This is a genomic window from Helicobacter pametensis ATCC 51478, assembly GCF_000518225.1.
Classification (GTDB): Bacteria; Campylobacterota; Campylobacteria; order Campylobacterales; family Helicobacteraceae; genus Helicobacter_G; species Helicobacter_G pametensis.
Window position 1 is genome coordinate 360375 of the sequence record NZ_KI912401.1, and the last position, 14001, is coordinate 374375.

Consider the following 14001-nt stretch of genomic DNA (forward strand, 5'->3'; position numbering starts at 1 on the left):
TACGCTATGGCAAAAATTCTTGCTCTAAGTCTTCTGGTCTTGATGTGCTCTTATGCACAAACTCCCCTAGATTCCATCCGTCAATCCATTCCAAAACAAACTCTACCTGATGCACTCTCAGATGAACCCAATCCTCCATCTTACACTCCCCCATCTCAAACACAAGATTCTGATCTTGACATCCAACTCCCTCCATCGACTCAAACTCCACAAGAACCAAAACAATCAGAGCTAGAGTCAGACATAGAAGCCGAACATGAATATCCATACCAAGATCAATACCCATCTGAGCTCACCCCTCATCAAATCCCTCAAGTCCAAGAAGAAGCTGCTCCATCGCCAGAAGCCCTCATCCCCAACAAACCTCAATCAGAAGTAGCACCCCAACAAGCCCAAGATAAACCTTCTCCATCGATGAATGAAAGTCCTCCAGAGCAAGAAAAGGTACTCTCACCCAAATCAGATGCCAATCCCATCAATCCAGAATTTTTCAACTACAACAAGAATCCTTCAAGAGAAAAAATGCAAATGATTGGGATTGCAGAGCTCAAAGACAAAATCGGACAATGTGAGGAAGGGCATGATCAAATGGTTTGTTTTGAGGTAGGAATGCTCTATTATCAAGGCAGAACAGTCTATGGACAAAAACTTCAAAATGCCCTTTATTTCTTTGATCGATCTTGTGATGAGAAAAGGGGACTTGGCTGTTATGAAGCAGGTATCATCTCGGCCAATGCACAATCTTATCAGCATGCTTTCATCTTTCTAGAAAAATCTTGTCAAAGTAAAGATCTTAGAGGATGCAAAAATTTAGGGATTCTCTACTATAACGGATGGGGAACTCCAAGAAATCTCTACAGGGCAACAGAGCTTTTTAGCTTTGGATGCAAAAGTGGGGATAAACTTGCCTGCCAAAAGCTCTATTTATCTATTGGCAATGCCTATCAAGAATCATTTAATTATGCTGGAGCTAAGAAAAATTATCAAAAAGCCTGCGAACTTGGAGAATCTCAAGCTTGTCAAAATATCAAAACCATTGAGCTTTTAGAGAAGCAAATGTTTTATCAAAATCGTATTCAAAAAAACCCTATGAGGGGATCTTCTTCGCAAGTCCCAACACAATCCCAAGGGCGATACAATTTGCCATAAGTGAGCTTCCTCCATAACTCAAAAAAGGCACAGCAATCCCTTTGATAGGGATGAGGCCTGTCACACCAAATGCATTGATCAAAAATGAAAAAGACAGCAAGCACACAATTCCCACACAAAACAAAGAATGCACTCGATTTTCGATCCGATTGGCTATCTTTAAAATAGGATGTAAAATCCCTATCCCAAATAAAAGAATCAAAAACATAATTCCCACAACTCCCAATTCTTCAGAGATTCCAGCCAAGATCATATCTGTATGCACTTCACTCAAAAATCCGAGTTTAATAATCCCATCTCCAATCCCATTGCCAAAAAATCCACCATTCCAAATCGCATTGCCCGCGTGATAAATCTGATAAGGTTCTGGAAAATCTTCTACACGAATATAAGCTGCGATCTTGGCAGGAAGAAAGGAGAGGATAAAATCTTGCGTCATCGCCCACCAAGTTTTGACACGCAAGATACGATGAGGACTTGTGATGACGACAATCAAAGCAGCCACAATCGCTCCAAGAGCCAAAATAGCCACAGTTTTAAAGCTCCCCCCAGAATAGATCAACATCAAGCACATTGTCAAAGCCAGCAAGAAAACTTGTCCAAAATCATTTTGCAAAATCACCACAGCACTCATACAAATCACAAAAACAACAATATGTGGAAGAAATTTGATCATCTCTTCTTTGATGGCTAGATTCTGTCCATAAGAGAATTTGCGAGTAAAACTCCAAGCCAAAAAATACACAAAACCGATTTTGAAAAACTCAAGTGGGGCTAGAGAAAATCCAGGCAATCTAATCCATCTCTTAGCTCCTCCTGCACTTGAAGCTAGACTATCAGGCAAGAAGGGCATCACCAAAATACAGACAAAAGACCCCAGCAACAAAAACCATCCAAACCATTTGAGGAAATTGTCCATATTGAACTGTGAAATCAACCACATCAGGAGAACTGAAACTATTGCGGCCATGATTTGTTTTTGAAGAAAGTGAGTTTGAGAATACTCAAGTGCTATCACCGTGTAAGTCGATAGAGAATAAACCATAACGATACTAAGACTGATCAAAATAACAACAGAATAAAAAATACGCTTTGACATAATCCCTTCCCAATATGCCCATCATTTGGCAGGTATAAAATAAAATTCTAACCTAGTTTTATCATGCCTTCCCCACAAGCAATGCGCTGTATAATTGCACCAAAGACATAAGGAGAGAATATGAAACTTCTTTTTACAGGTGGGAGTGGGTATATCGGATCACACACTGCATATGAATTTCTTAGCCAAACAGATGCTCAAATCACCATTATCGATGATCTCAGCACAGGTTTTGTCCAAAATTTTCAATACCTTAAACATAAATTCCCCTCAAGAATAGAACTCATAGAAGCCAACCTCAATCAACTCCAACTCATCAATCAAGTCATGCAAGAGCATCACTTTGATGCAGTGATTCACTTCGCTGCATCTTTGATCGTCAGCGAATCTGTCAAAGACCCTCTCAAGTATTACATCAACAACACTCTCAACACCACAAATCTTATCTATCTCTGCATCCAAAACCATATCCAAAAATTTCTCTTTAGCTCAACGGCTGCGGTTTATGGAGAACCTGCGAGTAATCCAGTCAATGAAAATGCTCAAACTCATCCCATTAACCCCTATGGTGCATCCAAACTTATGAGTGAGCAAGTCCTAAGGGATGCGAGTTTGGCACATGATTTCACTTATGTCGCACTACGCTATTTCAATGTCGCTGGAGCCAATGCTCACAATACTCCAGAAGAACTTGCAAACTCTAGTGGTCTTGGCCAAAGAAGCCTTGATGCTACACATCTCATCAAAGTCGCAAGTGAATGTGCTGTAGGCAAACGCCCCAAAATGGCTATCTATGGGCAAGATTATCCGACACCAGATGGTACATGCATCAGAGACTATATCCACATCAATGACTTGGCAAATGCGCATTTGAGCGCCTTTGAATATCTTTGCTCTAGCCAAGATTCCCAAATCTTTAATGTCGGATACAATCAAGGCTACAGTGTCAAAGAAGTGATTGAGACGATGAAAGAAGTCAGTGGCGTGGATTTTGAAGTAGAAATGGGACCAGCACGAGAAGGTGATCCAGCACAACTCATCTCAAGCAATCAAAAACTTCTCTCATACACCAATTGGAAACCCAAATACAACGACCTCCATCTTATTTGCAAAAGTGCCTATGAGTGGGAAAAATCTCTAGGAGGGAAATAATTTGGGGATTTTTGTCAGTTCATTTTTATTCTCTTTGGTTTTAAACTTTTGTGTCATTTTTTTGGCTAGAAAATTTAGATTTTTTATCGATTCTGAGGCGAGCGATAAGCCTCAGAGGTTTCATACACTACCTACTCCAAGAGCTGGAGGGATCGGAATCTTTGCTCCATTTTTCTTTGCACTTCTTTTGCTTTTTTTCCATCATCCTAGCCCCTTGATTCTTGGATTTGTTATAGGGGGGAGTGTGATTTTTGTGAGTGGAGTGATCGAAGATTTCAATGCCTCTTTAAGTCCAAGACTTAGACTTCTTTTGCAGTGTATGGGTGCTGGGCTGTTTGTGTGGCTTTCTCAATGCTATTTGAGCGATCTTGGCTTTGGGATCTCTTTGCCAAGTTATATCGGGATCCCTTTTAGTATTTTTGCAATTGTTGGGATCATCAATGCTATCAATATCATCGATGGCTTCAATGGTCTTGCAAGCGGTGTAGCACTTCTAGCCTTGGGATGCATTTATGCTATTCTCCCCTCTTCTTCTATGTCATTTGTGATCCTTGTATTGATGGCTTCTATTTTGGGATTTTTTATTTTGAATTTTCCATGGGGAAAAATCTTTTTGGGAGATGGAGGAGCTTATTTTCTGGGATTTGTGTTAGCTGGGATTCTGATCTATGCGACACAAGATCCATATGGAGGTAAGGGAGAGATTTCTCCATGGTTTGGGATCGCTCTACTCATCTATCCCTTTTGGGAAGTGATTTTTTCAATTTATCGCAAAAAAATAGTGCGAGGACGCTCTCCTTTTAAGCCTGATCGATTCCATCTTCATATGCTCACTTTTAGACACATCACACACAAAAATCCTCTCACAAGCATCATCATCTTCCTTGTAGTCTCTCCCTTTATGCTAGTTGCTAGTTTTTTTAAAACCAATGATCTTCTACTACTTCTTGTTTCCATTGTTTTTATTGCCTGCTATCTATCAATCTATTATTGGCTGATTAACTTTTCTAGAAAAAGGTCAAAAACCTAAAAAAATCTAAATTTTTCGCGTATAATTGCGTCTCTTGTTTGGGGAATTAGCTCAGTTGGGAGAGCACAACGCTGGCAGCGTTGGGGTCAGCGGTTCGAACCCGCTATTCTCCACCATTTTGGTCGCGTAGCTCAGTTGGTAGAGCACTACCTTGACATGGTAGTGGTCGTTGGTTCGAGTCCAATCGTGGCCACCATCTTCCTAAAACCTCCTAGATTGCCTGATGCAAAATACCTGAGCTCTTACAAATCATCATTGTTTCAAAACTCTATTATCACAATGTTTATCTCCCTTCTATAACATCTAAGCCAATTTATCACATCCAAAGGAGAAACCAATGAAACTAAAGACATTGACACTTGCCTCTATCACATCACTTGCTTTGCTTCAAGCAGCACCCCAGCACCATCATGGCTCCACACATCACGCAAAACATTCGACATGTGATTACAAAGCCATCCAAAAACAAGCCAAAAGTCCCAGTGAGGCTATCAATTCTCTCATGCATGCACCCATGATGTGCACACCTTGGCATGAAAGCAAAAATGCTGAGATTGATTTTTTGACCAATATGATTCCACATCACAAAGGTGCAATTCTTTCTTCCAAAGAGCTTTTAAAGCATAGCAAAAACGAGCAGCTCATTCACATCGCCAAACAAATCATCTCAAGCCAAAGAAAGGAAATCAAAGAATTTAAAAAGATTCTAAAAACCCTAAAAGCTGATCCCAGTCAAAACTATCAAGAATTTGTCACCAAAGCCAAGGCTGATATGGACAAAATGATGAAAGAAATGTCAGCAATCAAACCCACAGACAATATCGACAAAGATTATATGCAAGCGATGATCATCCACCACCAAGGAGCTATCGATGCATCTAAGCAGATCCTAGAAGTGAGCAAAAATCCTAAGATCCAAAAGATCGCTCATGCCATCATCAAAGAACAAGAAGATGAGATTCAAAAATTTAAAGCCCTATTAAAATAAAAAAAAAGGGGGGGGGGGGTCATAATAGAAGAAAAATCAAAACTCCACAAACACTAGAAAAAACACCAATCATATAAGCATACACATCAAATAGCTGAAATTCAAGAAGGAAGATCAAAGCAATGATCAATAAAATATAAGCAAAGATTCTAAAAAACGCCAATGAGATCCCAAACCCCAAAGCAACCTTGTGAGAAAGTGGGATCTTCACTTCTTGCTCTTCATGATCCTCATTTTCACTGATCTCAAGCGTCCCTGCATCTGCCAAGCGCTTCTTCATAGATAAATAAAGACTAAAAAAAACGCCCAAAAAACTCAAATAAGCGACACCATAACTCAAGGCTGCATCCACACCTCTCATCCAAAATCCCAAACACACCCCCAAAAAAGCCAGCAAACAAACAAGACTAATCTTCAAGCTTGTGATACTCTCTGTATTTGGGATCATTTTGAAGTTCATCCATCGCTTTTTGCTGTTTTTTGTAAGCAAGATAAATATTGTAGCAAGCTGCTGCAACACCCCAAAACACACCAAGCCACAAAATCCATTCCCATCCGCTAAGTTTTTTAAGTCCGATTCCCACTCCTATACCAATCAGCACAGCAAGCACCATAGAAAATCCCAATGAGAGGGTATCAACCGCTGAGATGACTTTGCCATATTTGGGTTCTTGTGTCACAGGGCGTTTTGAGCGTTCTTTATCCATAGATGATCTCCTCAAGTGATTCTCCACATTTGCAAATCGCCCAATCAATCTCCTCATCAGTCATAGTCGAGCACACAAATCCTGCCTCAAAAGCCGAAGGAGCAAGGTAGATTCCTCTCTCAAGCATTTGTTGATGGAATTTAGCAAACAAAGTCGTATCACTTGCTCTAGCATCATCAAAATTACACACCTCATTGGCAGTGAAAAAATAGCCAAACATACTTCCGCGTACACAGGTTTGAAGTGCAACTCCTCTTTTTTGAGCTTCTTGTGCAAAGCCCTGCATCAAGCGTTTGGCTTTTGATTCCAATCTCTCATACAAACCAGAATCTGCTTTGAGCTTACAAACAGACATCAATCCAGCACTCACAGCCACAGGATTCCCACTCAAAGTCCCAGCCTGATAAACACTTCCTACAGGTGATAAAAGTTTCATAATCTCATCATTCCCCCCAAAAGCCGCCAAAGGCATCCCCCCACCGATCACCTTGCCAAAGGTCACCATATCAGGGATGACTTCATAAAATACTTGTGCCCCTCTCAATGAAGCACGGAATCCACTCATCACTTCATCAAAAATCAAAACAGCCCCATACTGATCACACAACTCCCTCAAGCCAAAAATAAATTCTTTTCTAGCTGGGATCAGTCCCATATTGCCAGCAATTGGCTCAATGATCACACATCCCACATCCCCACTCTCAAAACATGCACGCACAGAATCCAAATCATTGTAGCGCGCCACTAATGTGTGCTTGGAGAAATCCATCGGCACACCAGGAGAACTTGGAGATCCAAAGGTCGCACACCCACTCCCAGCACTCACCAAGAGGCTATCACTATGTCCATGATAACATCCATCAAACTTGATGATATCATCCTTCCCACTATAAGCCCTTGCTAGACGAATCGCGCTCATTGTCGCCTCTGTGCCACTGCTTACAAGGCGGATTTTCTCTACCCCATCATAGAGAGAAATAATCTCTTTTGCCAAAGTTGTCTCAAGCTCAGTGGGTGCACCAAAACTCATCCCATTATGGATGGCCTCAATGCTAGCTTGTTTGATCTCCAAATCCCCATGTCCAAAGATCAAAGGTCCCCAACTTTGCACAAAATCAAGATATTTATTTCCATCCACATCATAAAGATAGCTTCCCTCTCCTCTGGCGATAAATCTAGGAGTGCCACCGACACTACCAAAAGCACGCACGGGAGAATTCACACCACCTACGATCACTTGTTTGGCTTCATTGAAATCATTGACACTATGTAAAATCTCCATTCTATTCCTCCTTTATTTAATTTGTCTCAATGTCTGATTTTCTAGCATAAACACTTTTGTGCAAGAAGAAGCGACCTGCTCATCATGCGTGGCCAATACCAATCCAGATCCATTCTGCTCCAAAAAATCTAAAATAATTTTCATCACCTGATGGGCAGTTTGTTTATCAAGGTTGCCCGTAGGTTCATCAGCAAAAATCATTTGAGGTTTTTTGCACAAGATTCGAGCGATCGACAATCTTTGTTGCTGACCACCACTTAGTTCTCCAACCTGCTGTCTAAGCACATGGTCGATCCCCAACTTCCTCAACAAATCAAAATCCAGCTCTTGCTTTGCCAAAAACGATGCGATTTGTAAGTTTTCAATCGCACGAAAACCACGAAAGAGATAATGTGATTGGAAGATGATTCCCACCTTTAGGCGTCGCAATGCCAAAAGTTCTGAAGAGCTTAGAGAATAGATATCTTGCCACTCTAGCAAATTGATCACTCCATTTTGTGGAGGCAGAAGTGTAGAGAGATGATTGAGGATTGTAGATTTCCCACTCCCACTCACCCCCAAAATCGCAATCGACTCTCCCCTCTTACACTCAAGGCTGACCCCCTTATATAAGGGATAGTCAAAAGCATGAGAGAGATCGATCGCTTGGAGAAGATGCATCAAAGTTGCGCCATAACTTCCTGCGCAAAATCAACGACTTCTTTTTCGATCCCCTCCCCTAATTCAAATCGAATATATTCGACGATCTCAAGCTCATCACCAAGCTCCTTGCCAGTTGATTCCAAAACTTGAGCGATTGTTTTTTTGTCATCCATGACATAAAACTGTCCAAGAAGTGTCATTCTTTGATCGATCAATGTATTATCTGCGATAAATCGATCCATTTGACCTGGGATGATTTTCTCCCAAATTGCCTCAGGTTTCCCTTGAGCTTTGAGCTCAGCTTTGAGAGCTTCTTCTGCTTGTGCTAGCACCTCTGCTGTTAGTTCACTTTGGCTTACATAAGCAGGAATCTTATGTAGTGGTTTTCCAAGTCGCTTGAGTTCTTCATTTTCTTTCTCAAGTTCAGCAATCAATGCTACTTTTTCTTTGGCAATGAATTCAGAATCAATTTGCTTATAGCTTAGATACTGAGGCTTCATGGCAGCAGCATGCATACAGAAATTTCGTGCCAATTCTGCTACTTTTGGAGCATTGGAAGCATTCTTGAAATTCATCGCGATGATCACACCAACACGCCCATTGCTGTGGACATATCCATTGACGATACCCTCACCATTTGCACTGACATTGGCTATCCTTCGCACAACGATATTTTCACCAATCTTGGCAATTTGCCCCTTAAGATACTCATCAAAAGAGCCTCCATCAACACTCACAGAACCCAACGCCTCAGCACTCTGAATCTTTTGAGAGCAAACAAGCTCTGTGCTTTTTGCTACAAGTGCGATAAATCCATCATTTTTGGCAACAAAATCCGTCTCACTATTGATCTCTAGCATCACAGCATTGCTAAAATCATCAGCCACTTTGACAGAGATCACACCCTCAGCAGCGACACGATCAGCCTTTTTGGCTGCCTTACTCAATCCCTTCTCTCTCAAATATTCAACAGCCTTTTGGATATCTCCACCCACTTCTACAAGAGCTTTTTTGCAGTCCATCATCCCCGCATCTGTCATCTCTCTAAGTTGCTTTACAAGTTGAGCACTAATTTCCATTACTCTTCTCCTTGCTTTTCAAGCTCTGCAGTGACTTCATCCATCACTTCTTTTTTTTCTTCTTCACTTGCTGGTGCGACTTCTTGGACTTCACCTTCTACTCCATTCATCGCGCGTCCCTCAGTGATCGCCTCTGTCATCTCTTTGCAGAAAAGTTGGATTGAGCGAATGGCATCATCATTTCCTGGGATTGGATAATCAATCAAATCTGGATCACAGTTTGTATCAATCGGAGCCACAACAGGGATGCCAAGTCTTCTAGCTTCAGCAACAGCGATTTTTTCCTTGATCGCATCGATGACAAAAATCATATCTGGTGCTTTTTTCATATGGCGCACACCACCAAGATATTTATTGAGCTTATCTTTTTTGCGCATAAGCATCAATTTTTCTTTTTTGGTCAGCAAATCGATTTGTCCGCTTGCCTCCATCTCTTCAATCACTTCAAGTTTTCTCACAGAGCGCTTGATCGTACTGAAGTTTGTAAGCATTCCACCAAGCCATCGATAATTCACATAAGGCACACCCACACTTTCAGCATATTCCTTAAGTGTTTCACTTGCCTGCTTCTTTGTCCCTACAAACAAAATCGTCTTACCCTCAGCAGCTGCATCACGCACGATATTGTATGTATAGCGGAAGTATCGAATCGTCTTTTGTAAGTCGATGATATGAATATTTTTGCGAACACCAAAAATAAATCTCTTCATTTTTGGATTCCATCGTCTTGTCTGATGTCCGAAGTGCACACCGCACTCTAATAGGTCTTTCATGGTTACCATAAGGTTCTCCTTCATTGATATTTGGTTTTTCCTCCACGCTCATCAACCCTACATTCAACAACAAATATAGAGCAACCTTTGAAGAATTAGCGTGTGCGTATTGCTTTGACCAGAAGGTCAAAAAGGAAGGCTTGATTCTACAATAAAATTACTCATCATCAATAAAAAGGTGGAGGGCTATCGTAAAATAAACTTTTTACAAGACACCAAGAGAGCATTAGCCGATTTTGGCTGTGTTTTCAAACAAAATCTCACAATTTGGATCATCCCAGTCAAACTCTTCTGTGATATTAACTGTTGGGATTGGGAAAGTAAAGGGAGCACCATTTTTGTCCCCCTCGCTCATCACTTCATAAAAGGCTTTGTTGATAAGCTTCATTTCAGGCAAGAAGTGTTTATAAGTCAGATCCTCTAAGCGTTTTACTCCTCTTTTTTGTGCTTCTTTGAGTAGATCGTGATCTTCAATTCCTTGCATCAAATGAAGATCATATCTTGTAGGAATCTGATCTTTGAGATCCTCTGGCACACTCCAATCAATTGTCACATTTGTGAAAGGACTTTGCCCCCATCGTGCAGGAACATTGAGATTATAAACAAAGCCTCTAATCGCTTTTTTGATCTCGCGATATTCAAGTTTGTCTTTGAACACATAGGGAGCAAGATAGGTATCAAAAGAGCTAAAAGCCTGAGCTCCCGCCCATTCACTCTGCAAGATTCCCAAAAAGTTTGCCATCTGCCCCAAAGCCTCTCTAAAATGTTTAGGAGCCTTAGAATCCACTCTGCCCCTCACACCATTAAATCCCTCATTGAGCAATACACGCAAACTCCATCCAGCACAATATCCACTCAAGCAATCCAAATCATGGATGTGAATATCTCCATTGCGATGAGCAAGTCCTTCTTCTTGGCTATAAACTTTATCAAGCCAATAGTTTGCCACGACCTTTCCTGCTAGATTATTGATCAGTCCTGCATTGCTATAGCCTGTGTTGGCATTGGCTTTGATCCTCCAATCTTCCCCACTGATATACTCTTCCACGCTTTGGGTGCAATCCACATAAGTTGTCCCCTGATTGAGCACTGCCTCTCTTTGCATTTTGTGCAAAAAACGATAATTCATAAAACTCTTCATCACTTCAAATTCTTTCAATTCAAACAATACTCGCTCAATGCAATCTTGGATCTTCTCAACGCTATCAAGTTTTTCTTCCTTGACTTTTTCTATGACAAGTAAAAAGACTTCTTGCTTCTCTTTTTTTCCAACACTTTTATAAGCTTTTTTGATCGCATCTTTGATCTTATGAGGCATAAATTCTTGGATTTTCCCATCGCGTTTGTAGATAAACATTGACTCTCCTTATTCCTAAAATTCAAAAGATTCTAGAGCATTTTTGAAGATTTTATTCATCTCCAAAGTCAGATATATTTGAAATTTTTCAACACATTTCAAAGCCTAGCAATGGGACACAATCAGAGGTGAAAAGGATTTGAGCATAATTTGAATCTGATCTCCAATCTTGATATTCTCCACCTCACTAGGATGACATACAAAGCTAAAGATCTCACCATGTAAAAGCACCTCAAGGCGCACATTGAGATCCATTTTTTTCATATCAAGCACTTCAACACTCAATGCAATATTGCCCCGCACAAATCGATCTTTGGGAGTTTTGATAGAGAGAATCTTCCCCTCATCAATCTCTAAAACTCGATCACTCAAACGATAGATCTCAGCAATCTGATGGCTGACAAGTACCATCATAAACCCAAGCTCTCTTTGCCAACCATCAAGCTCATCTAAAAGTTTGGATTTGATTCTTTGATCCAAAGCACTCATTGGTTCATCCAAAATCAAAATCTTTGGCCTACGTGCCAATGCTCTAGCGATCGCTACTCGTTGAGCTTGCCCACCTGAGAGCTGAGTGATTTTGTGATGAGCAATCTTATCCAATTCCATCATCTCCAAAAGTCTTGCGACATCTTCTTTGAGCACCCCTTTGCCATATCTAATATTATCTATCACGCTTAAGTGAGGAAAAAGAGCATAATCTTGAAATACAAATCCGATATTACGCTTTTGTGGAGCAAGCAAGAAATGAGAGCGATTCCACACCTCTCCATCACACCAAACCTCTCCCCAATCTATCTTCTCAAGACCTGCTAAAATCCTCAAAATCGTGCTTTTTCCAGATCCACTTGGACCAAAGATTCCAATCCGCTCACCATCTTCAATCTCTCCAGAGATTTTGAGCTCAAAATCTCCATTGACTCCCTTAAGCTTTTTGCCAAAATTAAACCTAATCAATGTGTCTCCAAATATCTTTTGTTGATCCACAAAATAACAAACAGCAATCCCGCACTCACAGCAAACAAACTCAAAGCATATTGATGAGCCAAAGCATAATTGAGAGCCTCCACCTCATCATAAAGAGCGATACTTGCAAGCCGTGTCTCCCCTTGGATATTCCCGCCAATCATCATCACTACCCCAAACTCTCCAATCGCATGGACAAAAGTTCCCATACAGGCAAGCAAGATTGAGGGTTTGATATTGGGCAAAAGCACCAAAAAAAGAGTTTCCATCCTTCCTCTACCAAGCATAAAGCTAGCTTCTTCAAGCTGGGGTGGGAGAGATTGCAATCCACTTTTGATGGGATTGACCATAAAAGGCAGACCAAAGATCACACTAGCAATCAAAATCCCCTCAAAACTAAACACAAGCTTCAAATCCCAATGCGCAAGCAAGAATTTCCCCAAAAAACCATTGGGTGAAAATAAAATCAAAAGATAAAAGCCAAGCACTGTTGGAGGCAATACCAATGGAAGCCAGATCAAAACTTCAATACAAATTTTCCACACATTCTTCGCACGATACAAAAAAAAGCCAAGCAAGATCCCAATAGGTAACAAAATCAGCGTCGTCCAAAATGCCAGCTTAAAAGTCAAAAGCATGGTTTGAGCAAACACTATAGATTCCTCAATAAAAGAATCTCATTGGATTTGACAAACCAAAAGCACTCCATTCCCTCTTGCAATCCAAGTTCAAGTGAAGCCTCATAAGAGATAAGAGATGAGATCTTATAACCACAAAAATCAAAAGTAATCCTTGAGAGAATTAGGTTGTGTTCAATTGAGACAATGGGGGAATAAAACTTATTTCTTGCACTGATTTTTGAATCAAGAGCGACCATCACATCGCTTTCTTTGAAGTTTGCCCAGACTTTCTCTCCCTCCCTCAAATCATCCTCCAAACTCAAAACCCCCAAAATTTGCGAGCAACAATCTAGTTTTACAAAGCAGATTCCATCTTGAGTTTTAACTTCAAGCACTAAACACTCAAGCCTATTCATCGCGCCCATACCCAAAGCGCTCAAAAATCCTCTGTCCCTTCTCACTCATCACAAAGCGTGTAAACGCCCTTGCAAGGGCTTCGTTTTTGGTTTTTTTCAAGATAATTAAAGCTTGCTCAATCTTTGGATAGAGAGATGTATCTAAGATTCTATAGCTCATCTTGGGATCTGCAATCACCAAAGAAAGAGCATTGATGCCAATCTCTGCCCCTCCACTTTTTGTGTGCAAAAAAGCCTGACCAATAGAATCACCAATCACCAATTTATCGCGCACCTTTTCATAAATCTTTTTATTTTTCAAGAAAATCTCTGCGGCCTCACCATAAGGAGCGAGTTTTGGATTGGCAATGGAAATATGCTTCACACTTGAGAATAAAAATACAGAATCTGTAGAAATATTGATCTCTTGAGCAGTGCAAACGACAAGTTTTCCAAGCGCATAAATCTTTGGCTCAAAGAGGCCAAATCCCTCTTGAAAAAGTCGCTGAGGCTTTTGTAAATCAGCCGAAAAAAACACATCCACATCAAGGCCATTTTTGATCTGGGCATAAGCTTTGCCTGATGAAAGATAGGTGAGCTGGATTGAAGCATCAGGATAATCTTTCAAAAATTCTTCTTTAATCACTTCTAAGACAAACTTAAGATTAGCAGCTGCGATGATTTTGAGTTCACTAGACCAAGAAATAACCACAAGCATCCACAAAGCAAGCAAAATACGCATTTTCAATCCTTTATATAAAA

The 14001-nt window shown here is 40.6% G+C and carries 15 protein-coding genes, 2 tRNA genes and 1 pseudogene; 6 read left to right on the forward strand and 12 right to left on the reverse strand.

What is annotated here, in order from left to right; all coding sequences use genetic code 11:
• Positions 1-6 precede the first annotated feature (6 nt).
• The gene (locus tag T391_RS0106380) at positions 7-1149 is read left to right on the forward strand and encodes a hypothetical protein (RefSeq protein WP_027327630.1); all 1143 of its coding nucleotides are present in this window, start codon (positions 7-9) and stop codon (positions 1147-1149) included.
• On the opposite strand, the gene T391_RS0106385 is transcribed toward T391_RS0106380, so the two are convergent.
• Positions 1088-2248, reverse strand: coding sequence for an FtsW/RodA/SpoVE family cell cycle protein (locus tag T391_RS0106385; protein WP_338041836.1), 1161 nt, complete (start codon positions 2246-2248; stop codon positions 1088-1090). The genes T391_RS0106380 and T391_RS0106385 overlap by 62 nt on opposite strands.
• Positions 2249-2368: 120 nt before the next feature.
• On the opposite strand from T391_RS0106385, the gene galE reads away from it, so the two are divergent.
• The 5 genes from galE to T391_RS0106410 all read left to right on the forward strand — a co-directional run bounded on the left by galE (position 2369) and on the right by T391_RS0106410 (position 5418).
• Positions 2369-3400: a UDP-glucose 4-epimerase GalE gene (gene galE, locus T391_RS0106390; RefSeq protein ID WP_027327632.1), complete on the forward strand. Its 1032-nt coding sequence runs from the start codon at positions 2369-2371 to the stop codon at positions 3398-3400.
• Between the two features lies 1 nt (position 3401).
• Positions 3402-4430, forward strand: a complete 1029-nt coding sequence (locus T391_RS0106395) for an MraY family glycosyltransferase (RefSeq protein WP_027327633.1) — start codon at positions 3402-3404, stop codon at positions 4428-4430.
• A 40-nt stretch (positions 4431-4470) separates the two neighbouring features.
• Positions 4471-4546 (forward strand) — tRNA-Ala (locus tag T391_RS0106400).
• Between the two features lie 4 nt (positions 4547-4550).
• Positions 4551-4626 (forward strand) — tRNA-Val (locus tag T391_RS0106405).
• A gap of 141 nt (positions 4627-4767) precedes the next feature.
• Positions 4768-5418 carry a DUF305 domain-containing protein gene (locus T391_RS0106410; protein WP_027327634.1) on the forward strand — a complete coding sequence of 217 codons (651 nt, stop codon included), beginning with the start codon at positions 4768-4770 and terminating at the stop codon, positions 5416-5418.
• 19 nt (positions 5419-5437) lie between these two features.
• Here the strand turns inward: T391_RS0106410 and T391_RS0106415 are convergent, their stop codons facing one another.
• From T391_RS0106415 to modA, 11 genes and pseudogenes are all read right to left on the reverse strand, one after another.
• Positions 5438-5866, reverse strand: coding sequence for a hypothetical protein (locus T391_RS0106415; RefSeq protein WP_027327635.1), 429 nt, complete (start codon positions 5864-5866; stop codon positions 5438-5440).
• The gene (locus T391_RS0106420; RefSeq protein ID WP_034584042.1) at positions 5826-6125 is read right to left on the reverse strand and encodes an AtpZ/AtpI family protein; all 300 of its coding nucleotides are present in this window, start codon (positions 6123-6125) and stop codon (positions 5826-5828) included. Before T391_RS0106420 ends, T391_RS0106415 begins: the two co-directional genes overlap by 41 nt.
• Positions 6118-7407 carry a glutamate-1-semialdehyde 2,1-aminomutase gene (gene hemL, locus T391_RS0106425; protein WP_027327637.1) on the reverse strand — a complete coding sequence of 430 codons (1290 nt, stop codon included), beginning with the start codon at positions 7405-7407 and terminating at the stop codon, positions 6118-6120. The genes T391_RS0106420 and hemL overlap by 8 nt, the downstream gene beginning before the upstream one ends.
• A 12-nt stretch (positions 7408-7419) precedes the next feature.
• Positions 7420-8067, reverse strand: coding sequence for an ATP-binding cassette domain-containing protein (locus T391_RS0106430; RefSeq protein ID WP_027327638.1), 648 nt, complete (start codon positions 8065-8067; stop codon positions 7420-7422).
• Complete coding sequence (gene tsf / locus T391_RS0106435) at positions 8067-9128, reverse strand: translation elongation factor Ts (protein WP_027327639.1); 1062 nt, start codon at positions 9126-9128, stop codon at positions 8067-8069. The genes T391_RS0106430 and tsf overlap by 1 nt, the downstream gene beginning before the upstream one ends.
• On the reverse strand, positions 9128-9910 hold the full coding sequence (gene rpsB, locus T391_RS0106440) for a 30S ribosomal protein S2 (RefSeq protein WP_027327640.1): 783 nt from the start codon (positions 9908-9910) through the stop codon (positions 9128-9130). Before rpsB ends, tsf begins: the two co-directional genes overlap by 1 nt.
• Positions 9911-10130: 220 nt before the next feature.
• Positions 10131-11258: pseudogene (gene nrdD / locus T391_RS08245) on the reverse strand (anaerobic ribonucleoside-triphosphate reductase); the annotation flags it as partial.
• 105 nt (positions 11259-11363) lie between these two features.
• Positions 11364-12215: a sulfate/molybdate ABC transporter ATP-binding protein gene (locus T391_RS0106450; RefSeq protein ID WP_027327641.1), complete on the reverse strand. Its 852-nt coding sequence runs from the start codon at positions 12213-12215 to the stop codon at positions 11364-11366.
• Positions 12212-12862, reverse strand: a complete 651-nt coding sequence (gene modB / locus T391_RS0106455) for a molybdate ABC transporter permease subunit (RefSeq protein ID WP_034584248.1) — start codon at positions 12860-12862, stop codon at positions 12212-12214. The genes T391_RS0106450 and modB overlap by 4 nt, the downstream gene beginning before the upstream one ends.
• A gap of 14 nt (positions 12863-12876) precedes the next feature.
• A complete protein-coding gene (locus T391_RS0106460) occupies positions 12877-13260 on the reverse strand; it encodes a hypothetical protein (RefSeq protein ID WP_027327643.1) in 384 nt (127 codons plus the stop codon).
• A complete protein-coding gene (gene modA, locus T391_RS0106465) occupies positions 13253-13981 on the reverse strand; it encodes a molybdate ABC transporter substrate-binding protein (protein WP_051420660.1) in 729 nt (242 codons plus the stop codon). Before modA ends, T391_RS0106460 begins: the two co-directional genes overlap by 8 nt.
• Positions 13982-14001 lie beyond the last annotated feature (20 nt).